At 53.3% G+C, this 23,735-nt stretch carries 21 protein-coding genes; 16 read left to right on the top strand and 5 right to left on the bottom strand.

Annotated elements, in window-relative coordinates; genetic code table 11:
- Positions 1-37: 37 nt before the first annotated feature.
- Positions 38-160: a glucose uptake inhibitor SgrT gene (gene sgrT / locus OGX91_RS14410; protein WP_005124538.1), complete on the top strand. Its 123-nt coding sequence runs from the start codon at positions 38-40 to the stop codon at positions 158-160.
- 382 nt (positions 161-542) lie between these two features.
- On the top strand, positions 543-1,721 hold the full coding sequence (locus tag OGX91_RS14405; protein WP_040230147.1) for a sugar efflux transporter: 1,179 nt from the start codon (positions 543-545) through the stop codon (positions 1,719-1,721).
- Positions 1,722-1,855: 134 nt separating this feature from the next.
- Here OGX91_RS14405 and leuD read toward each other — a convergent pair whose 3' ends face one another.
- The 5 genes from leuD to leuL form a co-directional block, all read right to left on the bottom strand.
- Positions 1,856-2,461: a 3-isopropylmalate dehydratase small subunit gene (leuD, locus tag OGX91_RS14400; protein WP_005124542.1), complete on the bottom strand. Its 606-nt coding sequence runs from the start codon at positions 2,459-2,461 to the stop codon at positions 1,856-1,858.
- A gap of 10 nt (positions 2,462-2,471) precedes the next feature.
- Complete coding sequence (leuC, locus tag OGX91_RS14395) at positions 2,472-3,872, bottom strand: 3-isopropylmalate dehydratase large subunit (protein WP_199947477.1); 1,401 nt, start codon at positions 3,870-3,872, stop codon at positions 2,472-2,474.
- A 2-nt stretch (positions 3,873-3,874) separates the two neighbouring features.
- Positions 3,875-4,966 (bottom strand): 3-isopropylmalate dehydrogenase, encoded by a 1,092-nt coding sequence (gene leuB, locus OGX91_RS14390; RefSeq protein WP_005124544.1) that lies wholly within the window; start codon positions 4,964-4,966, stop codon positions 3,875-3,877.
- A complete protein-coding gene (gene leuA / locus OGX91_RS14385; protein ID WP_005124546.1) occupies positions 4,966-6,537 on the bottom strand; it encodes a 2-isopropylmalate synthase in 1,572 nt (523 codons plus the stop codon). Before leuA ends, leuB begins: the two co-directional genes overlap by 1 nt.
- 89 nt (positions 6,538-6,626) lie before the next feature.
- Complete coding sequence (leuL, locus tag OGX91_RS14380) at positions 6,627-6,713, bottom strand: leu operon leader peptide (protein ID WP_137378391.1); 87 nt, start codon at positions 6,711-6,713, stop codon at positions 6,627-6,629.
- Between the two features lie 652 nt (positions 6,714-7,365).
- On the opposite strand from leuL, the gene leuO reads away from it, so the two are divergent.
- The 14 genes from leuO to murG all read left to right on the top strand — a co-directional run bounded on the left by leuO (position 7,366) and on the right by murG (position 23,725).
- A complete protein-coding gene (leuO, locus tag OGX91_RS14375; RefSeq protein ID WP_005124547.1) occupies positions 7,366-8,313 on the top strand; it encodes a transcriptional regulator LeuO in 948 nt (315 codons plus the stop codon).
- 319 nt (positions 8,314-8,632) lie between these two features.
- Positions 8,633-10,357 (top strand): acetolactate synthase 3 large subunit, encoded by a 1,725-nt coding sequence (gene ilvI, locus OGX91_RS14370; protein WP_199947478.1) that lies wholly within the window; start codon positions 8,633-8,635, stop codon positions 10,355-10,357.
- Positions 10,358-10,359: 2 nt separating this feature from the next.
- A complete protein-coding gene (gene ilvN, locus OGX91_RS14365; RefSeq protein WP_003829566.1) occupies positions 10,360-10,851 on the top strand; it encodes an acetolactate synthase small subunit in 492 nt (163 codons plus the stop codon).
- Positions 10,852-11,031: 180 nt separating this feature from the next.
- Complete coding sequence (gene cra / locus OGX91_RS14360; protein WP_005124558.1) at positions 11,032-12,036, top strand: catabolite repressor/activator; 1,005 nt, start codon at positions 11,032-11,034, stop codon at positions 12,034-12,036.
- A gap of 611 nt (positions 12,037-12,647) precedes the next feature.
- Entirely contained in the window at positions 12,648-13,106 is a 459-nt protein-coding gene (gene mraZ / locus OGX91_RS14355) for a division/cell wall cluster transcriptional repressor MraZ (protein WP_005124560.1), read from the top strand.
- Position 13,107: 1 nt separating this feature from the next.
- Positions 13,108-14,049 (top strand): 16S rRNA (cytosine(1402)-N(4))-methyltransferase RsmH, encoded by a 942-nt coding sequence (gene rsmH / locus OGX91_RS14350; RefSeq protein ID WP_005124563.1) that lies wholly within the window; start codon positions 13,108-13,110, stop codon positions 14,047-14,049.
- Positions 14,046-14,411 carry a cell division protein FtsL gene (gene ftsL, locus OGX91_RS14345; protein WP_000625651.1) on the top strand — a complete coding sequence of 122 codons (366 nt, stop codon included), beginning with the start codon at positions 14,046-14,048 and terminating at the stop codon, positions 14,409-14,411. The genes rsmH and ftsL overlap by 4 nt, the downstream gene beginning before the upstream one ends.
- Positions 14,412-14,426: 15 nt before the next feature.
- On the top strand, positions 14,427-16,193 hold the full coding sequence (gene ftsI / locus OGX91_RS14340; protein WP_003018783.1) for a peptidoglycan glycosyltransferase FtsI: 1,767 nt from the start codon (positions 14,427-14,429) through the stop codon (positions 16,191-16,193).
- Entirely contained in the window at positions 16,180-17,667 is a 1,488-nt protein-coding gene (murE, locus tag OGX91_RS14335; protein ID WP_199947479.1) for a UDP-N-acetylmuramoyl-L-alanyl-D-glutamate--2,6-diaminopimelate ligase, read from the top strand. Before ftsI ends, murE begins: the two co-directional genes overlap by 14 nt.
- Complete coding sequence (murF, locus tag OGX91_RS14330; protein WP_005124608.1) at positions 17,664-19,022, top strand: UDP-N-acetylmuramoyl-tripeptide--D-alanyl-D-alanine ligase; 1,359 nt, start codon at positions 17,664-17,666, stop codon at positions 19,020-19,022. The genes murE and murF overlap by 4 nt, the downstream gene beginning before the upstream one ends.
- Positions 19,016-20,098: a phospho-N-acetylmuramoyl-pentapeptide-transferase gene (gene mraY, locus OGX91_RS14325; RefSeq protein ID WP_199947480.1), complete on the top strand. Its 1,083-nt coding sequence runs from the start codon at positions 19,016-19,018 to the stop codon at positions 20,096-20,098. Before murF ends, mraY begins: the two co-directional genes overlap by 7 nt.
- A 2-nt stretch (positions 20,099-20,100) precedes the next feature.
- A complete protein-coding gene (murD, locus tag OGX91_RS14320; RefSeq protein ID WP_005124612.1) occupies positions 20,101-21,417 on the top strand; it encodes a UDP-N-acetylmuramoyl-L-alanine--D-glutamate ligase in 1,317 nt (438 codons plus the stop codon).
- Complete coding sequence (gene ftsW, locus OGX91_RS14315; RefSeq protein WP_149691212.1) at positions 21,417-22,661, top strand: cell division protein FtsW; 1,245 nt, start codon at positions 21,417-21,419, stop codon at positions 22,659-22,661. Before murD ends, ftsW begins: the two co-directional genes overlap by 1 nt.
- The gene (gene murG / locus OGX91_RS14310; RefSeq protein WP_040229977.1) at positions 22,658-23,725 is read left to right on the top strand and encodes an undecaprenyldiphospho-muramoylpentapeptide beta-N-acetylglucosaminyltransferase; all 1,068 of its coding nucleotides are present in this window, start codon (positions 22,658-22,660) and stop codon (positions 23,723-23,725) included. The genes ftsW and murG overlap by 4 nt, the downstream gene beginning before the upstream one ends.
- Positions 23,726-23,735 lie beyond the last annotated feature (10 nt).

Genomic DNA, 23,735 nt, shown 5'->3' with positions numbered 1-23,735 from the left:
ATTCCGATGAAGCGATGAGACAACGAAGGGGTCATCTATGCGTCAGTTCTATATGAAGTACTTTACCGCGACAGAGAAATCGTCCTGGTTGGCTTGCCTGAGCGCACCGCAGCGCTTAAAGATGCTCGAAGAACTGATGCAGTGGGAGGTGACAGCCTGACCTCTGAATTACGCATTGCAGACATCATGTGTGACTGAGTATTGGTACAGGCTGTATCCTGCCATTATCCCTGAGCATCGCTGGTGGCTATTTTTTCACATGGCAAGGCGCGAACAGTGAAATTTGGTGAACCAAATAAGGTGTGAGCAACGCAGCAATGTGAAAAAATGGCCCCAGCCCTCCGGGACGCGTGTAAAAAACGCATTCTCTGCGTTGTCAGGCTTGGGGATAGATTTCTATACCCTGCGCCCTCCGCCTTGATAATGCGTTTTTTACTCAGCGTCGATGCCAGGTATAATGGCAGGATACAGCCTAAATTCGCCGCGCCAGCAGGTATTATCTGCTGGCTTTTTTCGTTTCAGCTGCGCTTAAAAGGAAAGATATGCTCTGGATAATGACCATGGGACGGCGCCTCAACGGTGTTTACGCGGCATTTATGCTGGTCGCTTTTATGATGGGCGTGGCAGGGGCGTTGCAGGCACCCACGCTGAGCCTGTTCCTGAGCCGTGAAGTCGGGGCGCAGCCATTTTGGGTCGGGCTGTTTTACACCGTTAATGCGATTGCCGGGATTGTCGTCAGCCTTGGCCTTGCGAAACGTTCCGACAGCCAGGGCGATCGGCGCAAGCTGATCATGTTTTGCTGCCTGATGGCGATTGGCAACGCGCTGCTGTTTGCCTTTAATCGCCATTATCTCACGTTGATCACCTGCGGCGTGCTGCTGGCCTCGCTGGCGAATACCGCGATGCCGCAGTTGTTTGCGCTGGCGCGGGAATATGCGGATAACTCCGCGCGTGAAGTGGTGATGTTTAGTTCGGTGATGCGTGCGCAGCTTTCGCTGGCCTGGGTGATCGGACCGCCGCTGGCCTTCATGCTGGCGCTGAATTACGGCTTCACGGCGATGTTTTCCATTGCCGCAGGGATTTTTGCCATTAGCCTGGTGCTGATTGCGCTGATACTGCCGTCTGTCGCTCGGGTGGAGCAGCCCGTTGACGTGCTGCTGGAACAAACGGGGGGCTGGCAGGACAAAAATGTGCGTATGTTGTTTATTGCCTCCACGCTGATGTGGACCTGCAACACCATGTACATCATCGATATGCCGCTGTGGATAAGCCTTGAACTGGGTTTGCCGGACAAGCTGGCAGGGATCCTGATGGGGACGGCTGCCGGGCTGGAAATTCCGGCGATGATTCTGGCGGGCTACTACGTGAAGCACTTTGGTAAACGACGAATGATGATTACCGCCGTGGCGGCCGGAGTGCTGTTTTACCTTGGTCTTATTTTCTTTCACAGCCATACGGCGTTGCTTATTTTGCAGCTGTTTAACGCCGTATTCATCGGTATTGTCGCTGGGATAGGGATGCTGTGGTTTCAGGATCTGATGCCGGGACGCGCGGGTTCAGCAACCACATTATTCACCAACAGTATTTCGACCGGCGTCATTCTGGCGGGGGTGATTCAGGGCGCTGTTGCGCAAAGTTACGGACATTTTGCCGTTTATTGGGTGATTGCGGCGATTTCAGTGGTCACGCTGATGATGACCGGGCGGGTGAAGGACGTGTAATACGTACCGGGAATTTCCCGGCGTTGCAGCGCTCGTCCTGGCTACGCCGGATGGCGGCGTAAACGCCTTATCCGGCCTACAACTGGAGTGCGTTTGTAGGCCGGATAAGCGTAGTGCATCCGGCATAACAAGGACTAGCGCATAAACGCCGGCTGCTTGTCTTCGTACTCGGTAATAGCCGCTTCATGCTGTAGCGTCAGCCCGATGCTGTCGAGACCATTCAGCATGCAGTGACGGCGGAAGTCGTCGATTTTAAAGCTGTAAGACTTATCGCCCGCTTTCACCACCTGCGCTTCCAGATCCACTTCAAATTTAATCCCCGGATTGGCTTTCACCTGCGCAAACAGTTCATCCACCTGCGCATCGCTCAGGGTGACCGGCAGCAGTTGGTTATTGAAGCTGTTACCGTAGAAGATGTCGGCGAAGCTTGGGGCGATCACCACTTTAAAGCCGTAATCGGTCAGCGCCCACGGCGCATGTTCGCGAGAAGAGCCGCAGCCAAAGTTTTCCCGCGCGAGCAGAATTGACGCACCTTTATATTCCGGGAAGTTCAGCACGAACTCAGGATTAGGCTGTTGACCTTTTTCGTCCAGAAAACGCCAGTCGTTGAACAGATGAGCGCCAAAACCGGTACGCGTAACCTTCTGCAAAAACTGTTTGGGAATAATTGCGTCGGTATCAACGTTGGCGGCATCCAGTGGGACAACCAGGCCGGTATGCTGGGTAAATTTCTCTGCCATGGTAGTTTCCTTATTTGATGCTGCGAATGTCGGAAAAATGACCGGTGACGGCGGCAGCGGCGGCCATGGCCGGGCTGACTAAATGCGTACGCCCACCGCGGCCCTGACGGCCTTCAAAGTTGCGGTTGCTGGTGGAGGCACAGCGCTCGCCCGGGTTCAGGCGGTCATTGTTCATCGCCAGACACATCGAACAACCCGGTAAACGCCATTCAAACCCAGCTTCGATGAAGATCTTGTCCAGACCTTCCGCTTCCGCCTGCGCTTTCACCGGACCAGAACCCGGCACCACCAGCGCCTGTACGCCCGGCGCGACTTTGCGCCCTTTGGCGATTTCTGCCGCGGCGCGTAAATCTTCAATACGCGAGTTGGTGCAGGAACCGATGAACACTTTATCGATAGCGACTTCTGTTAACGGAATACCCGGTTTCAGCCCCATGTACGCCAGCGCTTTTTCTGCTGAAGCGCGTTCTACCGGATCGGCAAATGATGCCGGGTCGGGGATATTATCGTTCACCGAGATGACCTGACCCGGATTCGTTCCCCATGTTACCTGCGGTGCAATCTCTTCTGCCTGCAGGGTAACGACGGTATCAAACGTTGCGCCATCGTCGGTTTTCAGCGTTTTCCAGTACTCTACCGCGCGGGCAAAATCATCGCCTTTCGGTGCGTGCAAACGGCCCTGCACATAGTTAAAGGTGGTTTCATCCGGAGCGACCAGGCCCGCCTTGGCACCCATTTCAATGGCCATATTGCACAACGTCATACGGCCTTCCATGCTCAGTGCGCGAATGGCTTCGCCGCAAAACTCAACCACATGCCCGGTGCCGCCTGCGCTACCAGTTTTACCGATAACGGCCAGCACGATATCTTTGGCGGTAATGCCCGGAGCGGCTATACCATTGACTTCAATCTTCATGGTTTTGGCGCGCCCTTGTTTCAGGGTCTGCGTTGCCAGCACGTGTTCAACTTCAGAGGTGCCAATACCAAAGGCCAACGCGCCGAACGCGCCGTGGGTAGCGGTGTGGGAGTCGCCGCAGACGATGGTCATGCCCGGTAAGGTTACGCCTTGCTCAGGCCCCATCACGTGGACGATACCCTGATACGGGTGGTTCAGGTCGTACAGTTCGACGCCAAATTCATTGCAGTTTTTGATCAATTCCTGCATCTGAATACGCGCCATTTCGCCCGAGGCATTAATGTCTTTCGTTTGCGTCGAAACGTTGTGGTCCATCGTGGCAAAAGTTTTACCCGGCTGGCGAACCTGGCGGCCATGCGCGCGCAGCCCATCAAACGCCTGCGGAGAGGTCACTTCATGCACCAGATGTCTGTCGATATACAACAGCGGGGTTTCGTTTTGCGCCTCAAAGACGACGTGCGCATTAAACAATTTTTCGTATAACGTCCTGGCCATGATTACACCCCTTCTGCGACGTAGCGAGCAATGATATCGCCCATTTCATCGGTACTGACTGCGGCAGCGCCACGGGCTAAATCACCGGTGCGAATACCTTCTTCTAATGCGCGGTTGATGGCGCTCTCAATGGCGGTTGCCGCATCATTGGCATCCAGGCTGTAGCGCAGCAGCAGCGCCAGCGACAGGATCTGGGCGATAGGGTTGGCAATATTCTTCCCTGCGATATCGGGTGCAGAACCGCCAGCTGGCTCGTACAGGCCAAAACCCTGCTCATTCAGGCTGGCAGACGGCAACATACCCATTGAGCCCGTGATCATGGCGCACTCATCAGACAGAATGTCACCAAACAGGTTGGAACACAGCAGTACGTCGAACTGAGACGGGTCTTTGATTAATTGCATTGTCGCGTTGTCGATATACATATGCGTCAGTTCAACGTCCGGGTACTCGTTGGCGATTTCATTGACGATTTCACGCCACAAGATGGACGTTTGCAGTACGTTGGCTTTATCAATCGACGTGACTTTACGGCGACGCTGGCGAGCGGATTCAAACGCGATACGCGCAATGCGTTCAATCTCGAAGCGATGATAAACCTCGGTATCAAACGCTTTTTCATGTTGTCCGCTGCCTTCGCGGCCTTTTGGCTGACCGAAGTAGATCCCGCCGGTCAGTTCGCGAACGCACAGGATGTCGAAACCGTTGGCGGCAATATCTGCGCGCAGAGGACAGAAGGCTTCCAGTCCCTGATACAGCTTAGCCGGACGCAGGTTACTGAATAATTTGAAGTGCTTACGCAATGGCAACAGCGCACCGCGTTCAGGTTGCTGGTTAGGCGGCAGATGTTCCCATTTTGGGCCGCCAACGGATCCAAACAGAATGGCGTCGGCTTGCTCACAGCCTTCAACCGTCGCCGGTGGCAGCGGCTGACCGTGGTTATCGATAGCGGCTCCGCCCACGTCATAGTGGCTGGTGGTAATGCGCATGCCAAAACGGTTGCGAATTGCGTCCAGTACTTTCAATGCTTGCGCCATCACTTCCGGGCCAATACCGTCACCCGGCAAAACAGCAATATGATAATTCTTCGACATCACACGGTTTCCTTGTTGTTCTCGTTGTTCTGAGCTTTGCGTTGCAATTCTTTTTCGACTTCTTCAGCGCGCCAGATGTTGTTCAGCACATGGACCATCGCTTTGGCGGAAGACTCGACGATATCCGTTGCCAGACCGACGCCGTGGAAGCGGCGACCGTTATAGTTGGCGACGATATCCACCTGACCCAGCGCATCTTTACCGTGGCCTTTGGCGGTCAGGCTATATTTGACCAGTTCGATGTTGTATTCGGTGACACGGTTGATGGCCTGATAAATGGCATCGACCGGGCCATTACCGTTAGCCGCTTCGGCTTTGACTTTTTCGCCACAGGCCAGCTTGACGGAGGCGGTGGCAATATCATTAGAACCAGACTGCACGCTGAAGTAGTCCAGACGGAAGTGCTCTGGCTCTTCCTGCTGTTTGTTAATAAAGGCCAGCGCTTCCAGGTCGTAATCAAATACCTGACCTTTTTTATCCGCCAGCTTCAGGAACGCGTCGTACAGGTTGTCCAGGTTGTATTCATTTTCTTTATATCCCATCTCGTCCATACGGTGTTTTACCGCAGCGCGTCCGGAACGGGAGGTCAGGTTCAACTGTACCTGGTTCAGGCCGATGGATTCAGGCGTCATGATTTCGTAGTTTTCACGATTTTTCAGCACACCGTCCTGATGGATACCGGAAGAGTGGGCAAACGCACCGCTACCAACAATCGCTTTGTTGGCCGGGATAGGCATGTTGCAGATTTGGCTGACTAATTGACTGGTACGCCAGATTTCCTGGTGATTAATGCGGGTCTGTACGTTCAAAATATCTTTGCGTACTTTGATCGCCATGATCACTTCTTCCAGTGAGCAGTTACCGGCGCGTTCGCCGATACCGTTCATTGCGCCTTCCACCTGGCGAGCACCGGCGTGAACGGCCGCCAGCGCGTTGCCAACGCCTAAACCTAAATCATCATGGGTGTGCACGGAGATGATGGCTTTATCGATATTCGGTACGCGCTCATACAGGCCAGAAATGATTCCACCAAACTCAAATGGCATGGTGTAACCGACGGTATCCGGGATATTGATGGTTTTGGCACCGGCGTTAATAGCGGCTTCTACCACGCGGGCCAGATCGGCGATAGGAGTACGCCCCGCATCTTCACATGAGAACTCCACGTCATCCGTATAATTACGCGCACGCTTAACCATGTAGATTGCGCGTTCGATCACTTCATCCAGCGTGCTGCGTAATTTCGTCGCGATATGCATCGGCGAGGTGGCGATAAACGTATGAATACGGAAAGCCTCAGCGACCTTCAGCGATTCTGCGGCAACGTCGATATCTTTTTCTACGCAGCGGGCTAAGGCACACACGCGGCTGTTCTTAACCTGACGAGCGATGGTTTGTACGGACTCAAAGTCACCCGGTGAAGAAACAGGAAAACCCACTTCCATCACGTCAACGCCCATACGCTCGAGAGCCAGAGCTATCTGCAGTTTTTCTTTCACACTCAGGCTTGCCTGTAACGCCTGTTCACCGTCGCGTAAGGTGGTATCGAAAATAATGACTTGCTGGCTCATGGTTTAGGTCCTTGGTGTTTAGGGCGCCTTGCTTCGAGCATAAAAAAACCCGCGCAATGGCGCGGGTTTTTGTCTTAACTGGAGCTGACTTATTGCTGAATGTCGTCCACCAGTCTACCGCGCAATGACAATGCGTTTAGTAGTAGTAGACCGTTAAAACGAGCAATGTAAGTCATCAATCAAGCTCCAGGCGAATGCGATATGCTTTTAGTGGTACTGGATATGAAGATTGATGTCAACCCCATCCCCCATAAATGCCTCCACTCGGCGGAAAAAATCTCCTGAACTTTGAGCGAATTGTGCTGAATTTTTATGGTTGTATAAAATAAATCAGCGTGTGGATTACATACTTTTCACGATTTGACATATTTGAGCATATTTGTTTTCAGCCATTGTAACGGCATATTGAAGAGATAACTTGTGGATGAATTTTCTATCTTTATGATTTATTGGTTTTTATATTAATTTTGAATGGGTTTGAGGTGCCGTGGGAAAAATGATTGATAAATAAATGTTAAGCATCGCGGTGTTAATGATATAAACATTTAATTAAATCTTAAATATACATTCACTTCGCGCATGATTGTGTATTTGTCATGATTATGGTTATATTGTTTTCGACATTTAAACGTATGAATCATCGTGCAGTGACCTCTGCCACACTGCGCTCGCATTGGTTTTTGTTCATTCAGGCATGGGTCTTTATGTTTTCCTAATTTTAATGCTTTCCCTTTTTCTTATTTTATATGCATGGTAAATCATATTAACGGAGGTTATTTCTGAGCTCCGTCTGGGAAAAGGGAGTTTTGAGTGACAGTGGAGTTAAATATGCCAGAAGCAAAAATAATAGATAAATCTAATCTTTTAGAGATGGGGAAACCGCAGCTGCGCATGGTTGACCTTAATTTATTAACCGTTTTTGATGCGGTGATGCAAGAACAGAATATTACTCGCGCAGCGCATTCTCTGGGTATGTCGCAGCCTGCAGTCAGCAACGCAGTCGCGCGTCTGAAAGTTATGTTTAATGATGAGCTCTTTGTGCGCTATGGCCGAGGCATCCAGCCCACTGCACGGGCTTTTCAGCTATTTGGCTCTATTCGTCAGGCGCTGCAATTGGTGCAGAATGAACTGCCAGGGTCCGGTTTTGAACCCGCCAGCAGCTCACGTGTATTTAATCTCTGCGTCTGTAGCCCATTGGATAATATCCTCACGTCATTGATTTACAATCGCGTTGAGCAAGTTGCACCTAATATTCATGTTGTATTTAAATCATCGCTCAACCAAAATACAGAACATCAATTACGGTATCAGGAAACAGAATTTGTTATTAGCTATGAAGAATTCCGCCGTCCTGAATTCACCAGCATTCCGTTATTCAATGATGAGATGGTGTTAGTCGCAAGTAAAAAACACCCGCGCATTAGCGGTCCATTACTCGAGAGTGATGTCTATAATGAACAGCATGCGGTAGTTTCTCTCGATCGCTTTGCGTCATTCAGCCAACCCTGGTATGACACTCAGGATAAACAAGCCTGCGTTGCTTATCAGGGAATGGCATTAATCAGTGTACTGAATATTGTATCTCAAACTCATTTGGTTTCTATTGCGCCACGCTGGTTAGCTGAAGAGTTCTCCGAGGCTTTAGAACTGCAAATATTACCGCTACCGTTAAAACTGAATAGCCGGACTTGTTATCTTTCCTGGCATGAAGCAGCAGGTCGGGATAAAGGACATCAATGGATGGAAGAGCTGTTAGTCTCCATCTGTAAGCAGTGACCTATGGCAGAGTAAATCCGATGATGCGTCTGGTTTATTCTGCTTTTTTATTTTTATTTGAAATTTTATGCTGAAATCTGCTTTTGGTTTTTGCCTGGGAGGGTGAAAAAATAGAGTAATCGCTGTAAGTACTCATTTTTAAGAGATTATTTGTCATTTCATTTGCTTATGCTGGTTTAATTCTCCGTTTATTCGATTCTTTCCTCCGTTTTATTCTTATCCGCTGTTACACCACCACTTCGGTGTCAATTGCCATGCCTTATCGTCAGCGGTTAATGTGTTGTTAAACCGTTATTCATTATAAGAGTGGAGGCAAGCCATGGAGATGTTGTCTGGAGCCGAGATGGTCGTCCGATCGCTCATCGATCAGGGTGTGAAGCAGGTATTCGGGTATCCCGGGGGCGCAGTCCTCGATATTTATGATGCTTTGCATACGGTCGGAGGTATTGATCATGTGCTGGTCCGCCATGAGCAGGCAGCGGTCCATATGGCCGATGGTCTGGCACGCGCGACGGGGGAAGTGGGCGTTGTGTTGGTCACCTCAGGGCCGGGAGCAACCAATGCGATCACCGGTATCGCAACGGCGTACATGGACTCCATCCCTCTGGTGATACTCTCCGGGCAGGTGGCTACCTCTCTGATTGGCTACGATGCCTTTCAGGAGTGCGATATGGTGGGGATTTCTCGTCCGGTGGTGAAACACAGCTTTTTGGTTAAACAAACGGAAGACATCCCGCAGGTGCTGAAAAAAGCCTTCTGGCTGGCGGCAAGCGGTCGTCCGGGACCGGTGGTAGTGGATTTGCCGAAAGATATTCTGAATCCGGCGAAGAAACTGCCTTATAGCTGGCCAGAGTCGGTGAGCATGCGTTCGTATAATCCGACGACGACCGGGCACAAAGGACAGATAAAACGTGCGCTGCAGACGCTGGTAGCAGCGAAAAAACCGGTTGTGTACGTGGGGGGCGGGGCGGTGAATGCTGCCTGCCACGAACAACTGAGGCAGATTGCTGAAGCACTAAATCTACCGGTTGTCTCCTCGCTGATGGGCTTAGGTGCGTTCCCGGCAACGCATCGCCAGGCGCTGGGCATGTTGGGTATGCACGGTACCTATGAAGCGAATATGACTATGCATCATTCGGATGTGATATTTGCGGTCGGCGTGCGCTTCGACGATCGCACGACCAATAATCTGGCAAAATATTGCCCGAATGCGACCGTGTTACATATCGATATCGATCCCACCTCTATTTCAAAAACCGTTACTGCGGATATTCCAATCGTGGGTGATGCTCTCCTGGTGCTTGAGCAGATGCTGGAGCTGCTGCCGCATGAAAAATCACAGCAGCCGCTGGATGATAACCGTGACTGGTGGCAACAGATTGAGCACTGGCGCGCCCGGCAGTGCCTGAAGTATGACACCCAGAGTGAGAGCATTAAACCGCAGGCCGTCATTGAAACTATCTGGCATCTGACGAAAGGCAATGCGTATGTCACTTCAGATGTGGGCCAACATCAGATGTTTGCTGCACTGTACTACCCGTTTGATAAACCGCGTCGCTGGATCAACTCAGGTGGCCTCGGCACCATGGGATTCGGTTTACCCGCAGCGTTAGGGGTGAAGATGGCACTGCCGAATGAAACAGTAGTCTGCGTCACCGGGGATGGCAGTATTCAGATGAACATCCAGGAGCTGTCGACGGCGCTGCAATATGAGCTGCCGGTGCTGGTACTCAACCTTAACAACCGCTATCTCGGCATGGTGAAACAGTGGCAGGACATGATCTATTCCGGGCGTCATTCGCAGTCTTATATGCAGTCGCTGCCCGATTTCGTGCGCCTTGCTGAGGCTTATGGGCATATTGGTATCCAGATAAATCATCCGGATGAGCTGGAAAGCAAGCTGGGGGAAGCACTGGAACATGTGCGCAACCACCGGCTGGTGTTTGTTGATGTCACCGTCGATGGCAGTGAGCATGTCTACCCGATGCAAATTCGAGGGGGCGGTATGGATGAGATGTGGTTAAGCAAAACGGAGAGGACCTGATTATGCGCCGGATATTATCAGTATTGCTGGAAAACGAGTCGGGTGCATTATCGCGTGTGATTGGCCTCTTCGCCCAGCGTGGTTACAACATTGAAAGCCTGACCGTCGCGCCGACAGACGACCCGACCTTGTCGCGGATGACGATTCAAACCGTGGGCGATGAAAAGGTCCTGGAGCAAATTGAAAAGCAGCTTCACAAACTGGTGGACGTTCTGCGCGTCAGCGAACTGGGGCAGGGCGCCCACGTTGAACGAGAGATCATGCTGGTGAAGATCCAGGCCAGTGGCTATGGCCGGGAGGAGGTGAAACGTAACACGGAAATTTTCCGTGGGCAGATCATCGATGTCACGCCGTCTATCTACACTGTGCAGTTGGCGGGAACCAGTGACAAACTGGACGCCTTCCTGGCCACACTGCGTGAAGTCGCTAAAATTGTGGAAGTTGCCCGTTCCGGCGTGGTGGGGCTTTCCCGCGGCGATAAAATCATGCGCTAATCATGATCGGCTTCTGAATTCGCAAGCCCAACGACACTGGTTGGGCTTTTTTTTGCGAAATCAGCGGTAACCAGAGACAAAAGCGGTTGCCGGAGTCATTATTCTGCGCTTAGATGTTAATAAATTTAACCCATGCCATCTCAAAGGTTATGGTTTGTACATTTTACGCAAGGGGCAATTGTGAAACTGGATGAAATCGCTCGGTTGGCCGGCGTTTCGCGAACGACTGCAAGCTACGTTATTAACGGTAAAGCAAAGCAATATCGCGTAAGCGACAAAACGGTTGAAAAAGTCATGGCGGTGGTGCGTGAGCATAATTACCACCCGAATGCCGTGGCGGCCGGGCTCCGTGCTGGACGCACACGTTCTATCGGGTTGGTGATCCCGGACCTGGAGAATACGAGTTATACCCGCATTGCAAACTACCTGGAACGTCAGGCGCGTCAGCGTGGGTATCAACTGCTGATTGCCTGCTCTGAAGATCAGCCGGATAACGAAATGCGCTGTATTGAGCATCTTTTACAACGCCAGGTTGACGCCATTATCGTGTCGACCTCCTTGCCGCCTGAACATCCGTTCTATCAGCGTTGGGCGAACAGCTCATTCCCGATTGTGGCGCTGGATCGCGCGCTGGATCGCGAACACTTCACCAGTGTTGTCGGCGCAGACCAGGATGATGCGGAAATGTTGGCGGAGGAACTGCGTAAATTCCCGGCTGAAACCGTGCTCTATCTGGGGGCTCTCCCTGAATTATCCGTCAGTTTCCTGCGCGAACAGGGTTTCCGTACCGCGTGGAAAGACGATCCGCGTGACGTGCACTTCCTGTATGCCAACAGCTATGAGCGGGAGGCAGCAGCGCAGCTGTTTGATAAATGGCTGGAAACACATCCGATGCCTCAGGCACTGTTTACCACGTCGTTTGCCCTGCTGCAGGGGGTGATGGATGTGACTCTGCGTCGCGATGGTCAGTTACCGTCTGATTTAGCGATTGCGACGTTTGGCGACCACGAACTGCTCGACTTCCTGCAGTGCCCGGTACTGGCGGTGGCGCAGCGTCATCGTGATGTGGCTGAACGTGTGCTGGAGATCGTCCTTGCAAGCCTTGATGAACCGCGTAAACCAAAACCAGGATTAACGCGCATTCGGCGTAATCTGTACCGTCGCGGCATCCTTAGCCGTAACTAAGTGGTTGCTATTGATGGCATTGGAGAGAATGCTTCGATGCCATCAAATATCTTACTGTCAGAAATAACCTTATTATATTTAAGAATATTCTTTAGAATTATCTGAATTTCATTCTTTAATTATCCTAATTTAAAAATGCAACTATCCTTTTTTGGGTTATTGATACGTAACGACGCGTTACGTTTGTATTATTTTGTTACATGCTTGTGTGGATTTGCCGAATTAACAAACACTTTGCCGCCGAATTGCGGCAATCCCTCTCCTTCCTTGGCCGTACGGGTCGTACAGACCGATGAACTGGTACTGTTATCTCGCCGCATATTGTCCTAAAATGCCGCTCGCGTCGCAAACTGACACTTTATATTTTCTTCTGATGATATTCAGTTGTTTTAAACAATGATGAGTTGTTGGATTTTTTTCTTACAAATATTCATGACGTTAATTTGCTTCGTTTGCTGTATGGAATTTGCTCAACGCAGATATTAGCCGTAAACAATGGGTTTTTTGCTCCGCTAAGCGCCGTGACTTGCTTGACAAGGTTTTCCTCCGCTCCGTAAACTCCTTTAAGTGGGAATTTGTGGGATAAAGTGGTAATCGGGGGTGAGACTGGCATGTTCCGGGGAGCAACGTTAGTTAATCTCGACAGTAAAGGGCGCTTATCCGTGCCTACCCGTTATCGGGATCAACTGCTCGAGAGCGCTACCGGTCAGATGGTTTGTACCATTGACATCCATCACCCGTGCCTGCTGCTGTACCCCCTGCCTGAATGGGAAATTATCGAACAGAAGTTATCGCGTCTGTCGAGCATGAATCCAGTTGAGCGTCGCGTACAGCGCCTGTTGTTGGGTCATGCCAGCGAATGTCAGATGGATAGCGCTGGTCGCTTATTGATAGCGCCCATTCTGCGGCAACACGCAGGGTTAACGAAAGAAGTGATGCTGGTTGGGCAGTTCAATAAGTTTGAACTGTGGGATGAAACGACCTGGTATCAACAGGTCAAGGAAGATATCGACGCTGAACAGTCTGTTACCGGCGCGCTGTCGGAACGATTGCAGGATTTGTCTCTATAAAATGATGGAAAACTATAAACATACAACGGTGTTGCTGGATGAAGCCGTAAACGGCCTGAATATTCGTCCAGACGGCATCTACATTGACGGGACATTTGGTCGCGGCGGTCATTCACGTCTGATCCTCTCGCAGCTTGGCGAAGAAGGACGTTTACTGGCTATCGATCGCGATCCGCAGGCTATTGCCGTAGCACAGACGATTACCGATCCCCGTTTTTCCATCGTCCATGGACCTTTTTCTGCGCTGGCTGACTATGTCGCCGAGCGCGGACTGACCGGTAAGATCGACGGGATTCTTCTCGATCTTGGGGTATCTTCTCCGCAGCTTGATGACGCTGAGCGCGGATTCTCATTTATGCGTGACGGTCCGTTAGATATGCGTATGGACCCAACACGCGGTCAGTCGGCGGCCGAATGGCTGCAAACTGCCGATGAAGCAGACATTGCCTGGGTGATTAAAACCTTTGGCGAAGAGCGCTTCGGCAAACGCATTGCACGCGCCATTGTAGAGCGCAATCGTATCGAACCGATGACCCGCACCAAAGAGCTTGCGGAAGTGATTGCGGCGGCAATGCCGGTGAAAGACAAATTCAAACATCCCGCGACCCGTACCTTCCAGGCGGTGCGCATTTGGGTGAACAGTGAACTGGAGGAGATAGAGCAGGCGCTAAAAAGCTCGCTCAGCGTGCTGGCACCAGGTGGTCGCCTTTCGATAATCAGTTTCCATTCGCTTGAAGATCGCATTGTGAAACGCTTTATGCGCGAACAAAGCCGTGGTCCTCAGGTTCCGGCTGGAATACCGATGACCGAAGCGCAGATCAAAAAACTGGGCGGTCGTGAGTTGAGAGCACTAGGCAAGTTAATGCCGGGCGAAGAAGAGGTTGCTGAAAATCCTCGTGCCCGTAGTTCAGTTCTGCGTATTGCAGAGAGGACGAACGCATGATCAGCAGAGTGACAGAAGCCCTCAGCAAAGTTAAGGGATCGATAGGAAGCAACGAGCGCCATGCTTTGCCTGGTGTGATCGGTGACGATCTTTTGCGGTTTGGGAAGCTGCCACTCTGCCTGTTCATTTGCATTATTTTGACGGCGGTTACCGTCGTGACAACCGCACACCATACGCGGTTACTGACCGCGCAGCGTGAGCAGCTGGTTCTGGAGCGAGATGCGCTGGATATCGAATGGCGCAACTTGATCCTTGAGGAGAACGCGCTCGGCGACCATAGCCGTGTTGAACGGATCGCAACGGAAAAGCTGCAAATGCAGCATGTTGATCCCTCACAAGAAAACATCGTAGTACAAAAATAAGGATAAACGCGACGCATGAAAGCAGCGGCAAAAACGCACAAACCAAAACGCCAGGAAGAACAAGCCAACTTTATCAGTTGGCGTTTTGCGTTACTGTGCGGCTGTATTTTGCTGGCACTGGGTTTTCTGCTGGGGCGCGTTGCCTGGCTGCAAATCATCGCGCCGGACATGCTGGTACGTCAGGGCGACATGCGCTCTCTGCGTGTCCAGGAAGTGTCCACCTCGCGCGGGATGATTACCGACCGCTCTGGTCGTCCACTGGCGGTGAGCGTTCCGGTGAAGGCGATTTGGGCCGACCCAAAAGAGGTGCATGACGCAGGCGGCGTGAGCGTTGGCGAGCGCTGGAGAGCGCTGTCGACGGCGCTGAACCTCCCGCTTGATCAACTGGCTTCCCGCATTAACGCCAATCCGAAAGGGCGCTTTATCTATCTGGCGCGTCAGGTAAACCCTGATATGGCAGACTACATCAAAAAACTGAAGCTGCCAGGGATTCACCTGCGTGAAGAGTCCCGCCGTTACTATCCTTCCGGAGAAGTGACTGCTCACCTCATTGGTTTTACCAACGTCGACAGCCAGGGGATTGAAGGCGTTGAGAAGAGCTTCGACAAATGGCTCACCGGACAGCCGGGTGAACGTATTGTGCGTAAAGACCGCTATGGTCGCGTCATTGAAGATATCTCCTCTACCGATAGCCAGGCGGCGCACAACCTCGCGCTGAGTATCGATGAGCGTTTACAGGCGCTGGTCTACCGTGAACTGAATAACGCCGTGGCGTTCAACAAGGCGGAGTCAGGCAGTGCGGTGCTGGTGGATGTGAACACCGGTGAAGTGCTGGCAATGGCGAACAGCCCGTCTTACAACCCGAACAATCTCACCGGTACGCCGAAAGATGCGATGCGTAACCGTACCATTACCGACGTGTTTGAGCCGGGTTCTACCGTCAAACCGATGGTGGTGATGACCGCGCTGCAGCGTGGCGTGGTACGTGAAAATACCGTGCTTAACACCATTCCTTACCGAATTAATGGCCACGAAATTAAAGACGTGGCGCGTTATAGCGAATTGACCCTTACCGGGGTTTTGCAGAAGTCGAGTAACGTCGGTGTTTCCAAGCTGGCGTTAGCGATGCCGTCCTCAGCGTTAGTAGATACTTACTCACGTTTTGGGCTGGGAAAAGCGACCAATTTGGGGTTGGTCGGAGAACGCAGTGGCTTATATCCTCAAAAACAACGGTGGTCTGACATAGAGAGGGCCACCTTCTCTTTCGGCTACGGGCTAATGGTAACGCCGTTACAATTAGCGCGAGTCTACGCAACGATCGGCAGTTATGGCGTTTATCGCCCGCTGTCGATTACCAAAGTTGATCCTCCTGTTCCGGGCGAACGTATCTTCCCGGAGGCGACCGTACGCACCGTGGTGCACATGATGGAAAGCGTGGCGCTGCCGGGCGGCGGCGGCGTGAAGGCGGCGATTAAAGGCTATCGCATCGCGATTAAAACCGGTACGGCGAAAAAAGTAGGGCCGGACGGCCGCTACATCAATAAATACATTGCTTATACCGCAGGCGTTGCGCCTGCGAGTCAGCCGCGCTTCGCGCTGGTTGTTGTTATCAACGATCCGCAGGCGGGTAAATATTACGGTGGCGCCGTTTCCGCGCCGGTCTTTGGTGCCATCATGGGCGGCGTTTTGCGCACCATGAACATCGAGCCGGATGCGCTGACAACGGGCGATAAAAATGAATTTGTGAATAATCAAGGCGAGGCAACAGGTGGCAGATCGTAATTTGCGCGACCTTCTTGCTCCATGGGTGCCGGGTGCACCGGAGCGAGCACTGCGAGAGATGACACTCGACAGCCGTGTGGCTGCATCGGGCGATCTCTTTATAGCAGTAGTGGGTCATCAGGCGGACGGGCGTCGATATATCCCGCAGGCGATAGCGCAAGGTGTGGCTGCCATTATTGCAGAGGCAAAAGATGAGGCCGCAGACGGCGAAGTCCGTGAAATGCACGGCGTTCCGGTCATCTATCTCAGCCAGCTTAACGAGCGTTTATCTGCACTGGCAGGCCGCTTTTACCACGAGCCATCTGAAAATATGCGTCTGGTCGGTGTGACCGGAACGAACGGTAAAACCACCACTACCCAACTGCTGGCACAGTGGAGCCAACTGCTTGGCGAAACCAGTGCGGTAATGGGCACGGTAGGTAATGGCCTGCTGGGTAAAGTGATCCCTACGGAAAATACCACTGGGTCAGCCGTTGACGTTCAGCATGTGCTGGCGGGTCTGGTTGAACAGGGCGCGACCTTTGGCGCGATGGAAGTTTCATCGCATGGTTTGGTTCAGCACCGCGTGGCGGCGCTGAAATTTGCGGCCTCAGTATTTACCAACTTAAGCCGTGACCATCTCGATTATCACGGCGATATGGAACACTACGAAGCCGCGAAGTGGTTGCTGTATTCCACGCACCACTGTGGGCAGGCTATCGTCAATGCGGATGACGAAGTGGGTCGCCGCTGGCTGGCGAAGCTGCCGGATGCGGTAGCTGTCTCGATGGAAGACCATATCAATCCCAACTGCCACGGTCGTTGGCTGAAAGCCGTTGAGGTGAACTATCACGATAGCGGCGCAACGATTCGCTTTGCCTCTACCTGGGGAGAAGGTGAAATTGAAAGCCGCCTGATGGGTGCGTTTAACGTCAGCAATTTGCTGCTGGCGCTGGCCACTCTGCTGGCGTTGAGGTATCCGTTAGCCGATTTACTGAAAACGGCGGCACGACTGCAGCCAGTCTGCGGGCGCATGGAAGTGTTCAGCGCGCCGGGCAAAACCACCGTGGTGGTTGATTACGCCCATACGCCGGATGCACTTGAAAAAGCGCTCCAGGCGGCCCGTCTGCATTGCACTGGCAAGCTGTGGTGCGTCTTTGGCTGCGGCGGCGATCGCGACAAAGGCAAACGTCCGTTGATGGGGGCTATTGCCGAGCAGTTTGCCGATGTCGTTGTGGTTACGGATGACAACCCACGCACCGAAGAGCCTCGCGCCATTATCAATGACATTCTGGCGGGTATGCTGGATGCCGGGCAGGCAAAAGTAATGGAAGGCCGTGCTGAAGCGGTCACTAGCGCCATCATGCAAGCGAAAGAAAATGACGTGGTGCTGGTCGCTGGCAAAGGTCATGAAGACTACCAGATTGTCGGCGCACACCGTCTCGACTACTCCGACCGCGTGACGGCAGCACGTCTGCTGGGAGTTATCGCATGATTAGCGTAACGCTCAGCCAACTGGCGGAAATCCTCCGTGGCGAACTGAAAGGGGTCGATCTGACCCTTGATGCGGTGACAACCGATACGCGTAAAGTGACGCCAGGCTGCCTGTTTGTGGCGTTGAAAGGCGAACGCTTTGATGCCCATGATTTTGCCGACAAGGCGCAAGAGAGCGGGGCGGGTGCGCTGTTGGTCAGCCGTCCTTTGGACACCGACCTGCCGCAGCTGATTGTTAACGATACGCGTCTGGCGTTTGGTGAACTGGCGGCGTGGGTTCGCGCTCAGGTTCCGGCTCGTGTGGTGGCGCTTACCGGCTCTTCCGGTAAAACGTCCGTTAAAGAGATGACGGCCTCCATTCTGAGCAAGTGTGGCAACACGTTATATACCGCGGGCAACCTGAATAACGACATCGGCGTACCGATGACGCTGCTGCGCTTAAACAACGATTACGACTATGCCGTTATTGAACTTGGCGCCAATCACCAGGGTGAAATCGCCTGGACCGTTGGGTTGACGCGTCCGGAAGCGGCGCTGGTGAACAACCTGGCCGCTGCGCATCTGGAAGGCTTCGGCTCTCTGGCGGGCGTGGCGAAGGCAAAAGGTGAGATTTTTACCGGCCTGTCAGCGAACGGTATCGCCATTATGAATGCCGACAACAACGACTGGCTGAACTGGCAGAGCATTATTGGCGATCGCAAAGTCTGGCGTTTTTCGCCGAATGCGGCTAACAGCGACTTTTCGGCGGCCAACGTACATGTGACCTCACACGGCACGGAGTTTTCGTTGCAAACGCCAACCGGAAGCATTGATGTTCTGCTACCGCTGCCGGGTCGCCATAACATTGCTAACGCCCTGGCGGCGGCTGCACTCGCGATGGCGGTAGGCGCGACGCACGAAGCAGTGAAAGCGGGTCTGAAGGATTTGCAAGCGGTCCCGGGGCGTCTGTTCCCGATTCAACTGGCAGAAAACCAGTTGCTGCTGGACGACTCCTATAACGCTAACGTCGGATCAATGACCGCAGCGGTACAGGTGCTGTCCGAAATGCCCGGCTACCGCGTGTTGGTGGTTGGCGATATGGCAGAGCTTGGCGCGGAAAGCGAAGCATGTCACGTGCAGGTGGGTATCGCCGCGAAGGCGGCGGGTATCGACTGTGTGCTGAGTACAGGGAAACTGAGTCAGGCAATTAGCCATGCCAGCGGCGTTGGTGAGCATTTTGCGGATAAAACCGCGCTGACCGCACATCTTAAAGCGCTGATTGCAGAACATCAGATCATGACGATTTTAGTGAAGGGTTCACGTAGTGCCGCCATGGAAGAGGTAGTACGCGCATTACAGGAGAATGGGACATGTTAGTTTGGCTGGCCGAACATTTGGTCAAATATTATTCCGGCTTTAACGTCTTTTCCTATCTGACGTTTCGCGCCATCGTCAGCCTGCTGACCGCGCTGTTCATCTCTTTGTGGATGGGCCCGCGTATGATTGCCCGCTTGCAAAAAATGTCATTTGGTCAGGTCGTGCGTAACGACGGCCCAGAATCACACTTTAGTAAACGTGGTACGCCGACCATGGGCGGCATCATGATCCTCACCGCGATTGTTATCTCCGTGCTGCTGTGGGCCTACCCATCCAACCCGTACGTGTGGTGCGTGCTGGTGGTGCTGATTGGCTACGGCATTATCGGTTTTGTCGATGACTACCGCAAAGTGGTGCGTAAAGACACCAAAGGCCTGATAGCGCGCTGGAAATATTTCTGGATGTCGATCATTGCATTAGGGGTCGCGTTTGCGCTGTATCTGGCAGGAAAAGACACCCCGGCAACTGAACTGGTGGTGCCGTTCTTTAAAGATGTCATGCCGCAACTGGGGCTGTTCTACATCCTGCTGGCGTACTTCGTCATTGTCGGTACCGGGAATGCGGTAAACCTTACCGACGGCCTGGATGGCCTGGCCATTATGCCGACCGTGTTTGTGGCCGCCGGTTTTGCGCTGGTGGCATGGGCGACCGGTAATATGAACTTTGCTAACTATCTGCACATTCCTTATTTACGCCATGCAGGCGAACTGGTGATCGTCTGTACGGCGATTGTCGGCGCGGGATTAGGTTTCCTGTGGTTTAACACCTATCCGGCGCAGGTCTTTATGGGTGACGTCGGTTCACTGGCGCTGGGTGGCGCGCTGGGCATTATTGCCGTACTGCTGCGTCAGGAGTTCCTGCTGGTGATTATGGGCGGTGTCTTCGTGGTGGAAACGCTGTCGGTCATTCTGCAGGTTGGCTCCTTTAAGCTGCGCGGACAGCGCATCTTCCGTATGGCGCCGATTCACCATCACTATGAATTGAAGGGCTGGCCGGAACCGCGCGTGATTGTGCGCTTCTGGATTATTTCGCTGATGCTGGTGCTGATTGGCCTGGCAACGCTGAAGGTACGTTAATCATGGCTGATTACCAGGGTAAAAAAGTCGTCATTATCGGTCTGGGGTTGACCGGACTGTCCTGCGTGGATTTCTTCCTGGCGCGTGGCGTGACGCCGCGCGTAATGGATACCCGTGCGACGCCGCCTGGCCTGGATAAATTACCGGAAGCGGTTGAGCGTCATGTTGGCAGTCTGAATGATGACTGGCTGCTGGCCGCTGATTTAATCGTCGCCAGCCCCGGTATTGCCCTGGCGCACCCTTCGTTGAGCGCTGCTGCTGATGCAGGGATTGAAATTGTTGGCGACATTGAGCTGTTCTGCCGCGAAGCGCAGGCGCCGATCGTCGCGATCACCGGTTCAAACGGTAAAAGTACCGTCACGACGCTGGTTGGCGAAATGGCGAAAGCGGCCGGAGTAAACGTCGGTGTTGGCGGTAATATCGGTCTGCCGGCGCTGATGCTGCTGGATGACGAACGTGAGCTGTATGTTCTGGAGCTGTCCAGCTTCCAACTGGAGACAACCTCCAGCTTACGGGCTGTCGCGGCCACCATTTTGAACGTCACTGAAGATCATATGGACCGTTATCCGTTTGGACTGCAGCAGTACCGTGCAGCCAAACTGCGCGTCTATGAGAACGCGAAAGTATGCGTGGTCAATGCGGATGATGCGCTGACTATGCCGGTTCGTGGTGCAGATGAGCGTTGCGTGAGCTTTGGCGTCAATATGGGGGACTATCACCTTAATCGTCAGCAGGGCGAAACCTGGCTGCGGGTGAAAGGGGAAAAAGTCCTCAACGTGAAAGAGATGACGCTTTCCGGTCAGCATAACTATACCAACGCCCTGGCTGCGCTGGCGCTGGCGGATGCCGCAGGTTTACCACGGGCGTCGAGCCTGAAAGCGCTGACCACCTTTACCGGCCTGGCGCACCGTTTCCAGTTGGTACTGAATCATAACGGCGTGCGTTGGATCAATGATTCAAAAGCGACCAACGTCGGCAGCACTGAAGCCGCGCTGAATGGCCTGCACGTTGACGGCACGCTGCACCTGCTGCTGGGCGGCGACGGAAAATCCGCTGACTTTATGCCGCTGCAACGTTACCTGACCGGCAACAACATTCGTCTGTACTGCTTTGGCCGCGATGGCGCACAGCTTGCCGCTCTGCGACCTGAGATTGCGGAACAAACTGAAACCATGGAACAGGCGATGCGTCTGCTTGCGCCGCGCGTGAAGCCGGGCGATATGGTGCTGCTGTCGCCAGCCTGCGCCAGCCTCGATCAGTTCAAGAACTTTGAGCAACGTGGCGACGTCTTTACCCACCTGGCGAAGGAGTTGGGTTGATGCGCTTATCTCTCCCTCGTCTGAGACTGCCGCGCTTACCGGGACTGGGTGTCCTGGCGTGGATCTTTGCGGCGCTTAAAGGCTGGGTGATGGCTTCGCGTGATAAAGACGCCGACAGCCTGATCATGTATGACCGCATGCTGCTGTGGCTGACCTTTGGTCTGGCGGCGATCGGCTTCGTGATGGTGACATCAGCATCGATGCCCGTAGGACAACGCCTGGCGGGCGATCCTTTCCTGTTTGCTAAGCGTGACGCGTTGTACATCTTCCTCGCGTTTTGTCTGGCGATGGTCACGCTGCGTCTGCCGATGGAGTTCTGGCAAAAGTACAGTACGACGATGCTGATAGCCTCAATCATCATGCTGCTGATCGTGCTGGTTGTAGGCAGTTCGGTTAACGGGGCGTCGCGCTGGATTGCGTTGGGTCCGCTGCGTATTCAGCCTGCGGAGTTTACCAAGCTGTCGTTGTTCTGTTACCTCGCCAACTACCTCGTGCGTAAGGTGGATGAGGTGCGTAACAACCTGCGCGGTTTCTTAAAACCGATGGGCGTGATCCTGGTGCTGGCTATTTTACTGCTGGCGCAGCCCGATCTGGGTACGGTGGTGGTGCTGTTTGTCACGACCCTGGCGATGCTGTTTCTGGCGGGCGCGAAACTGTGGCAGTTCATCGCCATCATCGGCATGGGGATTTCGGCGGTCGTACTGCTGATCCTTGCCGAGCCGTATCGTATTCGCCGCGTAACTTCCTTCTGGAACCCATGGGAAGATCCGTTTGGCAGCGGTTACCAGCTGACGCAATCCCTGATGGCCTTTGGTCGCGGTGAGGTTTGGGGACAGGGCTTAGGTAATTCAGTACAAAAACTGGAGTATTTACCTGAAGCGCACACCGACTTCATCTTCGCCATCATTGGGGAGGAGCTGGGTTATATCGGTGTGGTATTGGCACTTTTAATGGTATTCTTCGTCGCTTTTCGCGCGATGTCGATCGGTCGTAAGGCGCTGGAAATTGACCACCGTTTTTCAGGTTTCTTAGCCTGCTCCATCGGGATTTGGTTTAGCTTCCAGGCGCTGGTAAACGTCGGCGCGGCGGCAGGTATGCTGCCAACCAAAGGTCTGACGCTGCCGCTGATCAGTTATGGTGGTTCCAGTTTGTTGATCATGTCGACGGCCATCATGTTTTTGTTACGTATTGATTATGAAACGCGTCTGGAAAAAGCCCAGGCGTTTACACGAGGTGCACGATGAGTGGTCAACCGAAGCGGTTAATGGTGATGGCGGGCGGTACCGGTGGACATGTCTTCCCGGGGCTGGCGGTCGCGCATCATTTAATGGCCCAGGGCTGGCAGGTTCGTTGGCTGGGCACCGCCGATCGTATGGAAGCGGACTTAGTGCCGAAACACGGCATTGACATTGATTTTATTCGCATCTCCGGTTTGCGTGGCAAAGGCGTTAACGCACTGCTGGCTGCACCTGTACGTATTTTTAATGCCTGGCGTCAGGCGCGCGCCATCATGAAGCAGTTTAAGCCTGATGTGGTGCTGGGTATGGGCGGCTACGTGTCCGGTCCTGGCGGTCTGGCGGCCTGGTCATTAGGCATTCCGGTGGTTCTGCATGAGCAGAACGGCATTGCGGGATTAACCAACAAGTGGCTGGCGAAAATTGCAACGAAGGTAATGCAGGCTTTTCCTGGCGCTTTCCCGAATGCGGACGTGGTGGGGAATCCAGTGCGAACTGATGTCCTTGCATTGCCGTTACCCGAAGAACGTCTGGCTGGGCGTGAAGGTCCGGTTCGCGTGCTGGTCGTCGGGGGATCTCAGGGTGCACGCGTATTGAACCAGACGATGCCGCAGGTTGCCGCAAAGCTTGGCGATGCGGTGACTATCTGGCATCAGAGCGGCAAAGGCGCGCAGCAAACCGTTGAGCAGGCTTATGCCGACGCGGGACAACCGCAGCACAAGGTCACTGAGTTTATTGATGATATGGCAGCCGCCTACGCGTGGGCAGATGTCGTAGTGTGTCGCTCAGGCGCGCTGACAGTGAGCGAAATTGCCGCCGCAGGTTTGCCGGCGCTGTTTGTGCCGTTCCAGCACAAAGACAGACAGCAGTACTGGAATGCGCTGCCGCTGGAGAAAGTGGGCGCAGCCAAAATTCTTGAGCAGCCGCAGTTTACTGTGGATGCCGTCGCTAACACCCTTGCCGGGTGGTCGCGAGAAACCTTATTAACCATGGCAGAACGTGCGCGCGCCGCATCCATACCGGATGCCACAGAGCGGGTTGCAACTGAAGTGAGCCGGGCTGCCCGGGCGTAATTGTGGTGAT

It is taken from the genome of Citrobacter sp. Cpa228, assembly GCF_030333085.1.
Taxonomy (GTDB): Bacteria; Pseudomonadota; Gammaproteobacteria; order Enterobacterales; family Enterobacteriaceae; genus Citrobacter; species Citrobacter pasteurii.
Note: the sequence above shows the minus strand (reverse complement) of the source record. Positions and strands in the feature narration are given on the sequence as shown.